The organism is Actinosynnema sp. NPDC049800 (assembly GCF_040656635.1).
Classification (GTDB): domain Bacteria; phylum Actinomycetota; class Actinomycetes; order Mycobacteriales; family Pseudonocardiaceae; genus Actinosynnema.
This window is the reverse complement of record NZ_JBFAMT010000009.1, coordinates 146,724-161,849: the sequence shown is the minus strand read 5'-3', so window position 1 is coordinate 161,849 and position 15,126 is coordinate 146,724. Positions and strand designations below refer to the sequence as shown.

The window sequence follows — 15,126 nt, the reverse complement described above, 5'->3', positions numbered from 1 at the left end:
CGGGTTCTCCGATTTACTCGGCGGAGCGTTGACGTCCAGATTATCCCGATGGCGAGGCGTCCGGTGAATGCGAGAAACCCGATGGGCGCCCTCCCCCTGGCGCTGTCGGCCGCCGCCGCGTACGCCGTCCTGGCCGGAACCGCGGGCTACCTGACGCTGGACCGGAGTCCCCCGACGACCGCACCCGGCACCTCCGCCGCGGCGGCGCCCACCCTGCCCGTCATCACCACGACCACCACCGCGCCACCGCCCACGACCACCACGACCACCGCCGCCCTCCCGCCGGACCTGCGGCGGGTCGAAGCGCCGGGCGGCCTCACCACCGTGATCCCGGCCGGGTGGGCGGTCGCCACCGGCACGGTCGCCACCACCCTCGTCGTCACCGACCCGACGTCACCGCGCCGGGAACTGCGACTCGGCGGCGCGCCGGTCACCGACCCGTCGACACCGCTGCTGGACCGCATCGCGCGCGCCGCCGCGGACCGGGAACGCGAACCCGGCCACCGCCGCGTCACGCTCACCGCGACGACGATCCGCAATCACCCGGCCGTCACCTGGGAATTCGACGAGAACACGCCGTCGGGCGCGAAACGGGTCGCCACCGCGTTCTGGGAAACCGGCGGCGTCGAATACGTCCTCTACGCCGCGGGCCCGCCCGAGGAGTGGGAGCTGACCCGGTCGCGCCTGGCCGGGATGGTCGAGCGCGCCACCCCTTAGACCCGGCGCGCGGTCGCGAAGCGCGGTCGCCACGCCAGGTCGCGGTGGTCGGCGACGTCGGTGAGCACCCGGCGCGAGGAGAGCAGCGAGGGCACGACCACGCCGTGGCTGTCGTCGTGCTCGATCGCCACGTGCCCACCGGGCTTGAGCAACCGCGCGGCGACCGCCACGACGTGCCGGATCACCTCCAGCCCGTCCGGACCGCCGAACACCGCGTGCCGCGGGTCGTGGTCGGCGACCTCCGGCTGCACCTCGGTGCCGTCCGGCACGTACGGCGGGTTGCACAGCACCAGGTCCACCTGTCCGTCCAGGTCGGACAGCAGGTCCGGCTCGGTCACGTCGCCCGCGTGCAGGGTGATGGGCGTGTCGCCCGCGGCGGCGCGGGCGTCCGCGTTGCGCCGCGCCCAGGCCAACGCCGAGGGGTCACGCTCGACCGCGTGCACGGACGCGGCCGGCAACCGGTGCGCCGCGGCCAGCGCCAGGGCGCCGGAACCCGTGCACAGGTCGACCAGCACCGGGTCCTTCGACTCCAGAGTGGACAGCGCCCACTCCAGCACCAGCTCGGTCTCCGGGCGCGGGATGAACACGCCCGGACCGACCTCCAGGTCCACGCCGCCGAGGTGGGCCCGGCCGGTGATGTGCTGCAACGGCACGCGCGTCGCGCGCTCCCGCACGGCCTTGTGCAGCGCGTCGACCACCGGCGGGTCGACCAGCGGGATCAGCGGCAGGCGCGAGCGCTCGACGCCGAGCACGTGGGCGGCCAGCAGCTCGGCGTCCACCCGGGGACTGTCGACACCCGCCGCGGCCAGCAGGCGCTCGGCTTCGTTGATGGCCGTCCGCAGCGGGTGTCGGGTCATGGACCCAGCCTAAGCCGGTCAGAAGTTGATCATGTGCCCGGCCAGGCCGTGCACGGCTTCCTTGACCGCCTCGCCCAACGTCGGGTGCGCGTGCACGTTGCGCGCCACCTCGTGGACGGTGAGGTCCCACTGCTGGGCCAGCGTCAGCTCGGGCAGCAGCTCGGTCACGTCCGGTCCGATCAGGTGACCGCCGAGCAGCTCGCCGTACTTGGCGTCGCTGATCAGCTTCACGAACCCGGCGGAGTCGCCGATGCCGTGCGCCTTGCCGTTCGCGGTGAACGGGAACTTCGCGACCTGTACGTCGAACCCGCGCTCGCGCGCCTGCGCCTCGGTCCACCCGAACGAGGCGATCTGCGGCTGGCAGTACGTCGCCCGCGGGATCATCACGAAGTCCAGCTCCATGGTCTCCGCGCCCGCGATGGTCTCCGCCGCGATGATGCCCATGGACTCGGCGGCGTGCGCGAGCATCAGCTTCGCCGTCACGTCGCCGATCGCGAAGATGTTCTCCACGTTCGTGCGGCCACGACCGTCGACGGCGATCGCGCCGCGCTCGGTCAGCTGGACGCCGGTGTTCTCCAGCCCGTAGCCCTCGACCCGCGGCTGGAAGCCGATGGCCTGCAGGACCTTGTCGGCCTCCAGGACCTCCTCGGCGCCGTCCTTGGACACGGTCACCCGCACGCGCGGCCCGGAGTCGTCGATGGACTCGACCCTCGTGGACGTCCGCACGTCGATCCCGAGCCGCTTGTACCGCTTGGCCAGCTCCGCCGACACCTCGGCGTCCTCCAGCGGCACCACCCGGTCGAGGAACTCGACGATGGTGACCTTCACGCCGTAGTTGTGCAGCACGTACGCGAACTCGACGCCGATGGCGCCCGCGCCGGCGATGACGATGCTCTCCGGCAGGTCCTGCGACAGGATCTGCTCCTCGTACGTCACCACCCGTTCGGACAGCTTCGTGCCCGGCAGGAGCCGGGTCGTCGCGCCCGCCGCGATGATCGCGTGCGTGAACGTGACCCTCTCGTCACCCACCTGGATGGTGTTCGCGTCGAGGAACGTGCCCCGGCCGTTGTACTCCGTGATGCCGTTCTTCTTCATCAAGAAGTGCACGCCCTTGACGCGCCCGTCCGCGACCTTGCGGCTGCGGTCGTAGGCGACGCCGTAGTCGAACTTCACCGTGCCGTCGACCTGGATGCCGTAGGTCTTCTGCTCGTGGGTGAACAGGTGCGCGAGCTCCGCGTTGCGCAGGAGCGCCTTCGACGGGATGCAGCCCACGTTCAGGCACACCCCGCCCCAGTAACGCTCCTCGATGACCGCCGTCTTCAGCCCCAGCTGGGCCGCCCGGATCGCGGCGACGTACCCGCCTGGCCCCGCACCGAGGACCACGACGTCAAAGTGTGCGCTCATGAGCGACACATTAGGTGCCCAGTTGGTCCGACAAGAACTCAACCGTCCGACGCCACGCGTCGGCGCGAGCGGCGGCCGTGGCGGCGGGCGTGCCGCCCATCGCGAAGTCCACGCCGGGCCCCGGGACGACGACGTCGGTGGTGGGCCGGTGCGGCGGCCCCGCGATCAGGTGTCCTGCCTCGGGGTACACCACGCGCTCGTGCCGGTGCGCGTGCCCGCGGTCGGTCAGCCGGCGCCAGGCGACCTCGCTCAGCTCCGCCGACGGCCACGACCGGTCCTGCCCGGATGAGAGCAGCAACACACCGCCCGCGATCCGCTCGACCGGGATCTCGGTGTCCTCCGGGATGCCGTCGGCGAAGTCGAACGCCGAGCTCAGCCGCACCGGCTCGCCCGAGACGACCTGCTCGCGCAGCTCGTCGGGGACCGAGTACGGCAGGTACGGCAGCGGCCTGCCCTGCCACGTCCACGACGCCGCCTCGTGGTCCAGCTTCCGCAACAACCGCGAGCCGGGCCCGATGCACTGCGTGACCACACCACTGCCCACCACGCTCACCACGGCCTTGACCTGCGGGAACGTCGCACCGACCAGCAACGCCGCCTCGCCGCCGCGCGACCCGCCCACGACACCCACCTGCCCGGCCCGCGCGCCGAGCCACTCCAGGGCCGTCCCGAAGTGCTCCAGCGGGATCTCGACCAGGTCGTCCGGCACGCCCGGCACGCCGAAGTACGCCGTCGCCAACGCCGCGAACCCGTGCCCGGCGAGCAGGGCCGCGTCCAGCTCGTGCACCCCGCCCTCGGACCCGCCCAGCACGAGCACCCCGGGGTGGACCCGGTCGTCGTCGGGCTCGAACAGCACGCCGACCAGGCCGTTCTCGCGCACCTCGGTCCGCCTGACCCCGTCGGGCACGGTCAACCGGTCCACTTCCACCTTGTCGACCCCGACGACCTCGACCAGCGTCGGGCCGCTCGGCTCACCCGTCCGGGTCATCGACCAGAACAACCCCATCGGGTCGACGCCGGAGTAGCCGCCCTCGACGGGCGCGTGCCGGGTCAGGTCCACCACCCCGCGCTCGTCGGCCACGAACACCGCGGACGACGACCAGTCGCCCGTCGACGCGCGCACCTCGACCCGTTCGTCCGGTGGCAGGTCGACCACCCGGACCTCCAGCACGGCGTCGAGCGGGGCGCGCCGCGGGTTCACCAGGATTTCCGCCATCGCGCGCCCCCTCGTCTCGCCTCACCCGGCGGCTAGTCGCTCCGCGCGGTCGGCCGCCGCCAGGGCGTCCAGCACCGCGTCCAGGTCGCCGTCGAGCACTTGGTCCAGGTTATGGGCTTTGTACCCGACCCGGTGATCGGAGATGCGCGATTCCGGGAAGTTGTAGGTCCGGACCCGCTCGGAGCGGTCCACCGTGCGGATCTGGGTGCGCCGGGCGTCCGACGCCTCCTGCTGCTGCTTCTCCTCGGCCAACGCGGTCAGCCGGGCCTGGAGCACCTGCATCGCGCGCGCCTTGTTCTGCAGCTGGCTGCGCTCGTTCTGGCAGGACACCACGATGCCGGTGGGCAGGTGCGTGATGCGCACCGCGGAGTCGGTCGTGTTGACGCTCTGCCCGCCCTTGCCGGAGGAGCGGAACACGTCGACGCGCAGGTCGTTCTCGTCGATCTCGACCTCGACCTCGTCGACCTCGGGGAACACCAGGACGCCCGCGGCGGAGGTGTGGATGCGGCCCTGCGACTCGGTCACCGGCACCCGCTGCACGCGGTGCACGCCGCCCTCGTACTTCAGCCGCGACCACACGCCGTCCGGGGTGTCCACGCGGCTCTTGATGGCCACCGTGACGTCCTTGTAGCCGCCCAGGTCGGAGTCCGTGCCGTCGAGCACTTCGGCCTTCCACCCGTGCCGTTCGGCGTACCGCAGGTACATGCGCAGCAGGTCGCCCGCGAACAGGGCCGACTCCTCGCCGCCCTCACCGGACTTGATCTCCAGCACGACGTCCGCGCCGTCGTGCGGGTCGCGCGGCAGGAGCAGCTCGGTCAGCTTGGACTCCAGCGCCGGCACGGTCCTGGCCAGCTGCTCGGCCTCCTCGGCGAACACCGCGTCCTCGGCGGCCAGCTCGCGGGCCGTCTCCAGGTCGGACCTCGCCTGCTCCAGCTCACGGGCGGTCTTCACGATCGGGGTCAGCTCGGCGTAGCGCTTGCCGAGCTTCCGCGCGCCCGCCTGGTCGGCGTGCACCGAGGGGTCGGCGAGCCTGGCTTCCAGCTCGGCGTGCTCGGCCAGCAGGGCGTCCAGCGTCACGATCTTGCTCCGGTCTCAACGTCTGGCGAGGGTGCTTCGGGGTGTGGAGACGACAACGGCGCCCACCCGCGGATTCGGGGTGGACGCCGTCGGGGCAGCTACTTGGCGCGCTTGCCGTAGCGGGCCTCGAAGCGCGCGACCCGGCCACCGGTGTCCATGATCTTCTGCTTGCCCGTGTAGAACGGGTGGCAGTTCGAGCAGATCTCGACGTGGATGGCGCCGGACGTCTTGGTGCTGCGGGTGCTGAAGGTGTTGCCGCAGCCGCAGGTGACCTCGGTCGTCACGTACTCGGGGTGGATGCCGGTCTTCAACGTCTTGTCCCTTTCCTCGATTGGCCGCCGGGTCCTCGTCGGGATCGTGCGAGGTGAACCGGAGCCGGGCTCGACCAGACAGTGTGCCAGATCGGCCGTCACGGACTGCAACGCGCGGCTTCGCACGCTTGTTCCCCGTGGCCGGGGTCACAACCGCTCGCCGATGGTGGTCGACCATTTGGCGCACGAGGTAACCGCTGAACTACAGACAGCAGCGGCCCACGCTGCGTGGACGCAACACTGTCGGTGTGTTCTGCACTGTCGGGCGTCCCCTGTCGCTGTCCTCGTGGCTGGCCGTGCCGTTCCTGTTCAGCATCGCCGTCCTGGGCCTCACCGGGCTGGGTGGCCTGCTGGTGGGCGCTCCGGGGCAGCCCGCCCTGTCGAGCCCCGTGGTCGGCGCGGGCGTCGCCGTCGCCGTCGCGACCTCCGGTGCGGTCGGGTGGACCGCCCGGTGGCAGCGCGGGTGGCTGCGCTGGCCGTACCTGACGTCCGTGCTGGTGGTCGGGGTGCTGCTGGACGGCGTGCGCGTGCCCGTGGCGGCCGTCGTCGGCCTCGGCGTGCCGGTCGTGGCGCTGCTGGTCGCCCACTACTTCCTCGAACGCCGCCGCACCGCCGCGCTCGTCGAGGCGGGCGTCGCCTCGCCCACGCCGCCCTGCTGAGGACCACCCCGGACGCCCGAAGGCCCGCCCGGCGTGGGTGCCGGACGGGCCTTCGGAGGTCGGACGGGGTCAGTCGTTGTCCCCGCCCGGGGTGGTCTTGGCCACCTGCATCAGGAACTCGATGTTCGTCCGGCTCTTGCGGAGGCGGTCGAGCAGCAGGTCGATGGCCTGCTGGCTGTCCAGGGCGTGCAGCACCCGGCGCAGCTTGTGCATGACCGCCAGCTCGTCCGGCGAGAGCAGCAGGTCTTCCTTGCGGGTACCGGACGAGTCGACGTCCACCGCCGGGAAGGTCCGCTTGTCCGCGATCTTCCGGTCGAGTTTGAGCTCGGCGTTGCCGGTGCCCTTGAACTCCTCGAAGATCACGCTGTCACCCGCGGACCCGGTCTCGACCAGGGCCGTCGCGATGACGGTCAGCGAGCCGCCGCCCTCGATGTTGCGGGCCGCGCCCAGGAACCGCTTGGGCGGGTACAGCGCGGTCGAGTCGACACCACCGGACAGGATCCGGCCGCTCGCGGGGGCCGCGAGGTTGTAGGCACGACCCAGCCGGGTGATCGAGTCCAGCAGCACGACCACGTCGTGACCCATCTCGACCAGGCGCTTCGCCCGCTCGATGGCCAGCTCCGAGATCGTGGTGTGGTCCGACGGCGGGCGGTCGAAGGTGGAGGCGATGACCTCGCCCTTCACCGACCGCTGCATGTCGGTGACCTCTTCCGGGCGCTCGTCCACCAGCACCACCATCAGGTGGCACTCGGGGTTGTTCTTCGTGATCGCGTTCGCGATCGACTGGAGCACCGAGGTCTTGCCCGCCTTCGGCGGCGACACGACCAGGGCCCGCTGGCCCTTGCCGATCGGCATCACCAGGTCGATGACGCGCGTGGTGAGGATGTGCGGTTCCGTCTCGAGGCGCAGGCGCTCGTTCGGGTACAGCGGCGTCAGCTTGGTGAAGTCCGGCCGGTTGCGGGACTCCTCCGGGTCGAGGCCGTTGATCTTGTCCACCCGCACCAGCGGGTTGAACTTCTGCCGCTGCTGCTCGCCGTCGCGCGGCTGCCGCACGGCGCCGATCAGGGCGTCGCCGCGGCGCAGCCCGTACTTGCGGACCAGCGACAACGAGACGTACACGTCGTTCGGCCCGGCCAGGTAGCCCGAGGTGCGGACGAACGCGTAGTTCTCCAGCACGTCGAGGATGCCCGCCACGGGCAGCAGCACGTCGTCGTCGCGGACCTCGGTGTCCGTGGCCGGACCGCCCTCGTCACCGCGGCCGCCGCGACGGCGACGGTCGCGGAAGCGGCGACCGCGACGGCCGCCCTCTTCGTCGTCGTCGCCCGGACCGCTCTGCTGGCGGTTGCGGTTCTGGTCGCGGTCGCGGCCACCCCGGTCGCCGCGGTCGTCACGCCCGCCCCGGTCCTGCCGGTCGCCGCGGTTGCCGCGGTCGCCCCGGTCCTGGCGCTGTTCGCGCTGCTCGGAGCGGTCCTGGCGGTCACCGCGGTCCTGCCGGTCACCCCGGTCCGACCGCTCGCCGCGGTCCGGGCGCTCGGCGCGCTCGCCCTGCTGGCGGCCGTCGCCCTGCTGGCGGTCGGCCTGGACGCGGTCCGCCTGAGCGGGCCGGTCGGCCACGGCCTGCGCCTGCTGGGCGTCCGCGGCGGGAGCCTCGGGGCTGCCCGCCGGCCGGTTGGAGGAACGGCGGCGGCGGTTGCCGCGACGGCCGCCCTCCTCCTCGGCGGGACGGTCGGTCACGTCGAGCTGCTGCTGGGTCGGCTTCTCCACCGGAGCGGGGGCCGCGGCGGCCTTCTCCACCACGGGCGCCTTCTCGACGACCGCCTTGGGAGCCTCGGCCTTCTTCTCGGCCTTGGGCGGCGTCGCGGCACTGCCCCGACCGGAGGTGCCGCCCTGCCGCTCCTTGATGGCGGCGATCAGGTCGCCCTTGCGGAGGCCGGCCGTGCCGGTGATGCCCAGCTGACCTGCGAGTTCACGGAGTTCGGCCAGCACCATTCCAGAGAGGCCCGCGCGCTTGCGCGGCGTGGCGCTGCCGTTCGAAGGGGTGGTCAGAGCGTTCTCCTCGGCTCCGGAACTGGCAGCGGGGTTGGGAGCAGCAGGAGCTTGGCTGCTCAGTACATCGGTGTTGGTCACACATGTCCTTCCTGACCGGAGCGCGCCTCCTACGCGTTCCAGCGGACCTGCCGTCCGACGGAATGCGGTGCGGCAGTTTCGTCCCGGTTCAGGCGGACCTGGCGACGGCGCGGAACGCGCACGAAAGCGGAGTCCTCCGGTACCGGACTTCGGTCACACGGCGAGCGGGTGCCTTCCAGCGTCGGCCCCGTCCATACGGCACAGAGCCAGGTCACTGGAGGAATGCGACCCGGAACGAACGTCCGGGCACCACACCGGCGCCCGTGCGCGCGGTGACTGATGGCCCCGAGGGTAGACGCCGGTCCGGCCGGGTGCAACAACCGGGGTGCGGCGCGTCGCATCACTCAGCCGAGTGGCGCAACCCGGACTCCGGCCAGGTCGACCGGCACCCGACGCGCCTCGAACCCGGTCGTGTCCACCCGGGGCGGCAACACCCCGTCCGGTGGCAGGGCCAGGACCGTGGGTCCCGCACCGGACACCGCGGCGGCCACCCCGGCCTCGCGCAAGGACCGCACCAACCGCGTCGTCGCAGGCCAGGCGGGTTCCCGGTAGGGCTCGTGCAGCCGGTCGTCCAACGCCTCGACCAGCAGCGACGGGTCCGCCGTCAGCGCGTGCACGGCCAGCGCGGACCGCCCCGCCGCGAACGCCGCGTCCTCGTGCGGCACCTTCGACGGCAGCAGACCGCGGGTCGTGTGGGTGGACGACTCCTCCGAAGGCACCAGCACGACCGGCGTCACACCGGGGTGCGGGTCCACACGGACCGCGCGGTAGCGGTCACCCTGCGTCCACGCGATCACCACGCCGCCGAACATCGCCGCCGCCGCGTTGTCGGCGTGCCCCTCGAACTCCGCGGCGAGTTGCAACGCGCTCGTGTCCGACTCGCGACCGGCGAGGGCGAAACCGGCCGCCACACCGGCCACGATCGCCGCCGCGGACGAGCCGAGGCCACGCGCGTGCGGGATGGCGTTGCGGCACGTCAGCCTCAGCCCCGGCGCCTGGACCCCGACCAGCTCGCACGCCGCCCGGAACGCGCGCACGACCAGGTGGCGCTCGTCGGTCGGCACGTCGGCAGCGCCCTCGCCGGACACCTCCACCACCAGGCCGCCGTCGGTCACGGCGAACTCCAGCTCGTCGTGCACGCCCAGCGCCATGCCCAGCGCGTCGAACCCCGAGCCGAGGTTCGCCGTGGACGCGGGCACCCTCACGCGGACGCAACGGGCCGCCAGGGCCCTCACGCCAGCTCCAGGGCGGTCGCCACGGCGCCGGGGTCCACCGGCACCGGCTCGACCTCGGGCATGCCCAGCAGGGCCGTGTCCGGGTCCTTCAGGCCGTGGCCGGTGACCGTGCAGACGACCGTGGAGCCCTTCGGCAGCCGACCGTCGGCGACCGTGGCCAGCAGGCCCGCCACGCTGGTCGCGGACGCGGGCTCGACGAAGATGCCCTCGGTCGAGGCCAGCAGCCGGTAGGCCTCCAGGATCTTCTCGTCCGTCACGGCCTCGAACAGCCCGCCGGACTCCTCCTTGGCGGCCACCGCACCGGTCCACGACGCCGGGCTGCCCACCCGGATGGCGGTCGCGATGGTCTCCGGGTCCGCCACCGGCTGCCCGAGCACCAGCGGCGCGGAGCCCGCGGCCTGGAACCCGAACATCCGGGGCGCGGAGTCGGTGACGCCGTCCCTGTAGTAGTCCGAGTAACCACGCCAGTACGCGGTGATGTTGCCCGCGTTGCCGACCGGCAGGCAGTGGACGTCGGGCGCGCGGCCCAGCACGTCGCAGATCTCCCAGGCGGCGGTCTTCTGGCCGATCAGCCGCACCGGGTTGACCGAGTTGACCAGCGTGATCGGGTACTCGGTCGCGGTCTTGGACGCCAGCTCCAGGCAGTCGTCGAAGTTGCCGTCGATCTGCAGGATCCGCGCGCCGTGCGCGACCGCCTGGGCGAGCTTGCCCAGCGCGATCTTGCCCCGCGGCACGAGCACCGCGGCGGTGAGGCCCGCCTTGGCCGCGTACGCCGCCGCGCTGGCGGAGGTGTTGCCGGTCGACGCGCAGATCACCGCGCGGATGCCGCTGGCCAGCGCGTGCGTCATGGCCACGGTCATGCCGCGGTCCTTGAACGAGCCGGTCGGGTTCGCGCCCTCGACCTTGACGTAGACCTGGCAGCCGGTCAGCTCCGACAGGTGCCCGGCGGCGACCAGCGGCGTGCCGCCTTCGTGGAGGGTGACGACCTTGGCGCCCTCGGGGAGTTCGATCCGGTCCGCGTAGGCGTGGATGATGCCGGGCCACCCCGGTCGCACGCCTGCTTGGATCGTCATGTTTCTTCGCCTTCCACCCTCATCACGCTGACCACTTCCCGAACCACGGGCAGCCCGCCGATTTTGTCCACGGTCGACCGCAGTGCCGCGTCGGTCGCGGCGTGGGTGACGATCACCAGGCTGGCGTCGTCGACCCGGCCCTCCTGCCGCACGGCCGCGATGCTCACGTCGTGTTCCGCGAACACCGCCGCCACCTGCGACAACACGCCCGCCCGGTCGGCGACGTCGAGGCTGATGTGATAACGCGTGGGCGTCTGGCCCATCGGTCGCACGGGCAGCGCCGCGTAGGCCGACTCACGCGGCCCGCGCCCCTGGTGCACCCGGTTGCGGGCCACCGCGACGAGGTCGCCGAGCACCGCGCTGGCGGTCGGGGCGCCGCCCGCGCCCTGTCCGTAGAACATCATCTCGCCGGCCGCGTCGGCCTCCACGAACACCGCGTTGAACGCGCCGTGCACGCTCGCCAGCGGGTGGGAGGTGGGGATCATCGCCGGGTGCACCCGGACCGAGATCCCCTCGGTGGCCGGGGCGCCGTCGGCGGTCGGCCGGTCCTCGGCTCCGTTGACGGTCGTCTGGTCCTCGGCTCCGCCCACGGCTACCCGCTCGCAGATCGCCAGCAGCTTCACCGTGCGGCCGAGCGCCTTGGCGGCGGCGATGTCGGCGGCGCTGACCGAGGCGATGCCCTCGCGGTGCACGTCGGCGGCCGTGACCCGGCTGTGGAAGGCCAGGGACGCCAGGATCGCGGCCTTGGACGCGGCGTCGAACCCGTCCACGTCGGCCGTCGGGTCCGCCTCGGCGTACCCGAGCCTGGTCGCCTCCTCCAGGGTCTCGGCGTAACCGGCGCCGGTGGAGTCCATGCCCGACAGGATGAAGTTCGTGGTGCCGTTGACGATGCCCATCACCCGCGTGATGCGGTCGCCGGCCAGCGACTCGCGCAGCGGGCGCAGCAGCGGGATCGCGCCCGCCACGGCGGCCTCGAAGTACAGGTCGGCGCCGGAGCTGTCGGCGGCCTCGAACAGCTCGGCCGAGTGCTCGGCCAGCAGCGCCTTGTTCGCGGTCACCACCGACTTGCCCGCGCGCAGCGCGGCCAGCAGCAGCGTGCGGGCGGGCTCGATGCCGCCGATGACCTCCACGACCACGTCCACGTCGTCGGAGGCCACCAGCGCCTCCGCGTCGGTCGTCAGCAGCTCGGCCGGCACGTCCCGGTGCTTGTTCGGCCTGCGCACGGCGATGCCGGCCACCTCGACCGGCGCGCCGACCCGCGCGGTGAGGTCGGCCGCCTGGTCGGTGAGCAGCCGGACCACCTCGGTGCCGACCGTGCCGCAGCCCAGCAACGCGACCCTGATCGGTTTGCCCTCGTGGCTTGCCACTTCTCATACCTCCAGGCGGAACAGGTCTTCCTCGGTCTCCCGGCGCAGCAGCAACCGGGCCTGGCCGTCCACGACCGCGGCGAGCGCGGGGCGGGGGAGCCGGTTGTAGCCGCTGGCCATGGAGTAGCAGTACGCGCCGGTGGCGGCGACCGCGATCAGGTCGCCGGGCGCGAGGTCGTCGGGCAGCCAGCAGTCGCGCACGACCACGTCGCCGGACTCGCAGTGCTTGCCCACGACGCGGCACAGCACGGGCCGGGCGCCCTCCCCCGCGGCGCGCGAGACCAGCTTGCAGTCGTAGACCGCGTCGTAGAGGGCGGTGCGGATGTTGTCGCTCATGCCGCCGTCCACGCTCACGTACCGGCGGACCACGCCGGCGTCGAGCTGGACGTCCTTGATGGTGCCCACCTCGTACAGCGTCACCGTGCCGGGGCCGACGATGGCCCGGCCGGGCTCGACCGCGATCTTCGGCGCGGGCAGCTCGGCGTGCTCGCACTCCTTGGCCACGATGTTGTGCAACTGGCGGGCCAGCTCGGCGGGCGGCGGCGGGTCGTCGTCGGCGGTGTAGGCGATGCCGAGGCCGCCGCCGAGGTCCACGGTCGTGACGTGCTCGAGGATCCCGGCGCCGTGCTCGTCGCGCAGCTCCGCGAGCAGCCCGATGACCCGGCGCGCGGCGACCTCGAAGCCGCTGGCGTCGAAGATCTGCGAGCCGATGTGGCTGTGCAGGCCGATCAGCCGCAGCCCGTCGGACTTCAGCACCCGGCGCGCCGCCTCGGCCGCGTCGCCCGAGGACAGCGAGAAGCCGAACTTCTGGTCCTCGTGCGCGGTGGCGATGAACTCGTGCGTGTGCGCCTCGACGCCGACCGTCACCCGGATCATCACCGGCTGCACGCGTCCGCGTTCGCGGGCGACCTGGTCCAGGCGGGCGATCTCGTAGAACGAGTCCAGCACGACCACGCCGACGCCGGCCTCGACCGCGGCGGTCAGCTCGGCCACGGACTTGTTGTTGCCGTGCAGCGCGATCCGCTCGGGCGGGAACTCCGCGCGCAGCGCCACGGCCAGCTCGCCACCGCTGGCCACGTCGATACTCAGGCCCTCCTCGGCGACCCACCGGGCCACCGCGACGGACAGGAACGCCTTGGACGCGTAGTGGACCCGGGTCGGGTCGCCGAACGCCTCGGCGTGCTCGCGGCAGCGCGCGCGGAAGTCGCCCTCGTCCATCACGAACAGCGGGGTGCCGTGGTCCTGGGCGAGCTGCCGCACGTCCACGCCCGCCAGGCGCACCGCGCCGTCGTCGCCGCGCTCGGCGTGGCGCGGCCACACCTGCGGGTGCATCGCGTCCAGGTCGGCGGCCGTGGCGGGGCGGTTGCCCGCGGTGTTGGAGGGGATGAGGACGTCGGCGTGCCGGGGACCGGCCGGGTGCGCGCGCATCACATGCGCTCCGGCGCGGTCACGCCCAGCAGCGCGAGGCCGTTGGCGAACACCTGGCGGGTCGCCGCGCACAGGCTCAGCCGCGCCCGGTGCAGCTCGGTCGTCTCCTCGTCGCCCCTGGGCAGCACGCGGCAGGCCTCGTGGAACCGGTGGTAGGTGCCCGCCAGCTCCTCCAGGTAGCGCGCGACGCGGTGCGGTTCGCGCAGCTCGCCGGCGGTGGCGACGACGCGCGGGAACTCGCCGATGGTGCGGATCAGGTCGCCCTCGCGGTCGTGCGTGAGCTCCTCGACCGCCTCACCGGGCGTGACGCCCAGGTCGGCGGCGTTGCGCAGCACCGACGACAGCCGCGCGTGCGCGTACTGGACGTAGAAGACCGGGTTGTCGTTGCTCCGCTTGCGCAGCAGGTCGAGGTCGATGTCCAGGGACGAGTCCGCCGACGAGCGGGTCATCGCGTACCGGGCCGCGTCCACGCCGACCGCGTCCACCAGGTCCTGCATCGTGATCACGGTGCCCGCGCGCTTGCTCATCCGCACCGGCTTGCCGTCGCTGACCAGGTTCACCATCTGGCCGATCAGCACCTCCACCGACGCCGGGTCGTCGCCCAGCGCCGAGGCGGCGGCCTTGAGCCTGCCGATGTAGCCGTGGTGGTCCGCGCCGAGCATGTAGATGCACAGGTCGAAGCCGCGCGACCGCTTGTCCACCAGGTACGCGATGTCACCGGCGATGTACGCGGGGTCACCGTCGCTCTTGATGACCACGCGGTCCTTGTCGTCGCCGAACTCGGTGGACCGCAGCCACCACGCGCCGTTCTCGAAGTACAGCGCGCCGGAGTCCTTGAGCTGCTCGACGGCCTTGGTGACGGAGCCGGACTTGTGCAGCGAGTCCTCGTGGAAGAAGACGTCGAAGTCCGTGCCGAAGTCGTGCAGGTCCTTCTTGATCTCCTCGAACATGAGGTTCACGCCGATGCGGCGGAACACCTCGTGCGAGTCCTCGGCGGACAGCGCGCCGGGCTCCTGCCGCAGCACCTCGGCGGCGATGTCGCCGATGTAGCCGCCCGCGTAGCCGTCCTCCGGCGCGGGCTCGCCCTTCGCGGCGGCGATCAGGGACCGGACGAACCGGTCGATCTGCGCGCCCGCGTCGTTGAAGTAGTACTCGCGGGTGACGTCGCCCCCGTTGGCGGCCAGGACGCGGCCGAGCGCGTCGCCGACCGCGGCCCAGCGGGTGCCGCCCAGGTGGATGGGGCCGGTCGGGTTCGCCGAGACGAACTCCAGGTTGATCCGGGTGCCGGCGAGCTGCTCGCCGCGGCCGTAGGCCTCGCCGGCCTTGAGCACGTCGCGCACGATCGCGCCCTGGGCGTCCGCGGCGAGCCGCAGGTTCAGGAAGCCGGGGCCCGCGACCTCGACCGAGGAGATGGCGTCGGTGCCGGTCAGCGCGTCGGCGAGCCAGCCGGCCAGGTCGCGGGACGTCACGCCGACCTTCTTGGCGGTCTGGAGGGCCACGTTGGTGGCGTAGTCACCGTGCTCGGGGTTGCGGGGGCGCTCGATCGTGACCGCTGTGGGCAGGGCGGCGGGGTCGAGGCCGCGGGTGGACAGCACGTCCACGGCCGTCGCACGGACCAGTTCAGCGAGCGCAGCGGGAGTCACCCGACAAGTCTA

At 72.6% G+C, this 15,126-nt stretch carries 13 protein-coding genes; 2 read left to right on the top strand and 11 right to left on the bottom strand.

The window, feature by feature from the left end; all coding sequences use genetic code 11:
• Window positions 1-81: 81 nt before the first annotated feature.
• Window positions 82-717, top strand: a complete 636-nt coding sequence (locus AB0I91_RS14010) for a serine/threonine kinase C-terminal domain-containing protein (RefSeq protein WP_498775153.1) — start codon at window positions 82-84, stop codon at window positions 715-717.
• Here AB0I91_RS14010 and prmC read toward each other — a convergent pair.
• The 5 genes from prmC to rpmE all read right to left on the bottom strand — a co-directional run bounded on the left by prmC (window position 714) and on the right by rpmE (window position 5,582).
• Entirely contained in the window at window positions 714-1,574 is an 861-nt protein-coding gene (gene prmC, locus AB0I91_RS14005; RefSeq protein WP_499637053.1) for a peptide chain release factor N(5)-glutamine methyltransferase, read from the bottom strand. The genes AB0I91_RS14010 and prmC overlap by 4 nt on opposite strands.
• A gap of 18 nt (window positions 1,575-1,592) precedes the next feature.
• A complete protein-coding gene (lpdA, locus tag AB0I91_RS14000; RefSeq protein WP_499607248.1) occupies window positions 1,593-2,978 on the bottom strand; it encodes a dihydrolipoyl dehydrogenase in 1,386 nt (461 codons plus the stop codon).
• A gap of 10 nt (window positions 2,979-2,988) precedes the next feature.
• A complete protein-coding gene (locus AB0I91_RS13995; RefSeq protein ID WP_498775159.1) occupies window positions 2,989-4,194 on the bottom strand; it encodes an acyl-CoA thioesterase/bile acid-CoA:amino acid N-acyltransferase family protein in 1,206 nt (401 codons plus the stop codon).
• Window positions 4,195-4,215: 21 nt separating this feature from the next.
• Complete coding sequence (gene prfA, locus AB0I91_RS13990; protein ID WP_498775161.1) at window positions 4,216-5,271, bottom strand: peptide chain release factor 1; 1,056 nt, start codon at window positions 5,269-5,271, stop codon at window positions 4,216-4,218.
• A gap of 98 nt (window positions 5,272-5,369) precedes the next feature.
• On the bottom strand, window positions 5,370-5,582 hold the full coding sequence (rpmE, locus tag AB0I91_RS13985) for a 50S ribosomal protein L31 (RefSeq protein WP_230572533.1): 213 nt from the start codon (window positions 5,580-5,582) through the stop codon (window positions 5,370-5,372).
• Between the two features lie 248 nt (window positions 5,583-5,830).
• Between rpmE and AB0I91_RS13980 the strand changes: the two genes are divergently transcribed.
• Window positions 5,831-6,241 (top strand): hypothetical protein, encoded by a 411-nt coding sequence (locus tag AB0I91_RS13980; protein WP_498775164.1) that lies wholly within the window; start codon window positions 5,831-5,833, stop codon window positions 6,239-6,241.
• Between the two features lie 69 nt (window positions 6,242-6,310).
• Here AB0I91_RS13980 and rho read toward each other — a convergent pair whose 3' ends face one another.
• The 6 genes from rho to argS form a co-directional block, all read right to left on the bottom strand.
• Window positions 6,311-8,368 (bottom strand): transcription termination factor Rho, encoded by a 2,058-nt coding sequence (gene rho / locus AB0I91_RS13975; RefSeq protein ID WP_499607253.1) that lies wholly within the window; start codon window positions 8,366-8,368, stop codon window positions 6,311-6,313.
• Window positions 8,369-8,712: 344 nt separating this feature from the next.
• Window positions 8,713-9,603 carry a homoserine kinase gene (gene thrB / locus AB0I91_RS13970; protein WP_498775168.1) on the bottom strand — a complete coding sequence of 297 codons (891 nt, stop codon included), beginning with the start codon at window positions 9,601-9,603 and terminating at the stop codon, window positions 8,713-8,715.
• Window positions 9,600-10,676 carry a threonine synthase gene (gene thrC, locus AB0I91_RS13965; protein ID WP_498775170.1) on the bottom strand — a complete coding sequence of 359 codons (1,077 nt, stop codon included), beginning with the start codon at window positions 10,674-10,676 and terminating at the stop codon, window positions 9,600-9,602. The genes thrB and thrC overlap by 4 nt, the downstream gene beginning before the upstream one ends.
• Entirely contained in the window at window positions 10,673-12,043 is a 1,371-nt protein-coding gene (locus AB0I91_RS13960; protein WP_499607262.1) for a homoserine dehydrogenase, read from the bottom strand. Before AB0I91_RS13960 ends, thrC begins: the two co-directional genes overlap by 4 nt.
• Window positions 12,044-12,046: 3 nt before the next feature.
• Window positions 12,047-13,471 (bottom strand): diaminopimelate decarboxylase, encoded by a 1,425-nt coding sequence (gene lysA / locus AB0I91_RS13955; protein WP_498775174.1) that lies wholly within the window; start codon window positions 13,469-13,471, stop codon window positions 12,047-12,049.
• Window positions 13,471-15,114, bottom strand: a complete 1,644-nt coding sequence (argS, locus tag AB0I91_RS13950; RefSeq protein ID WP_499607265.1) for an arginine--tRNA ligase — start codon at window positions 15,112-15,114, stop codon at window positions 13,471-13,473. Before argS ends, lysA begins: the two co-directional genes overlap by 1 nt.
• Window positions 15,115-15,126: the final 12 nt, after the last annotated feature.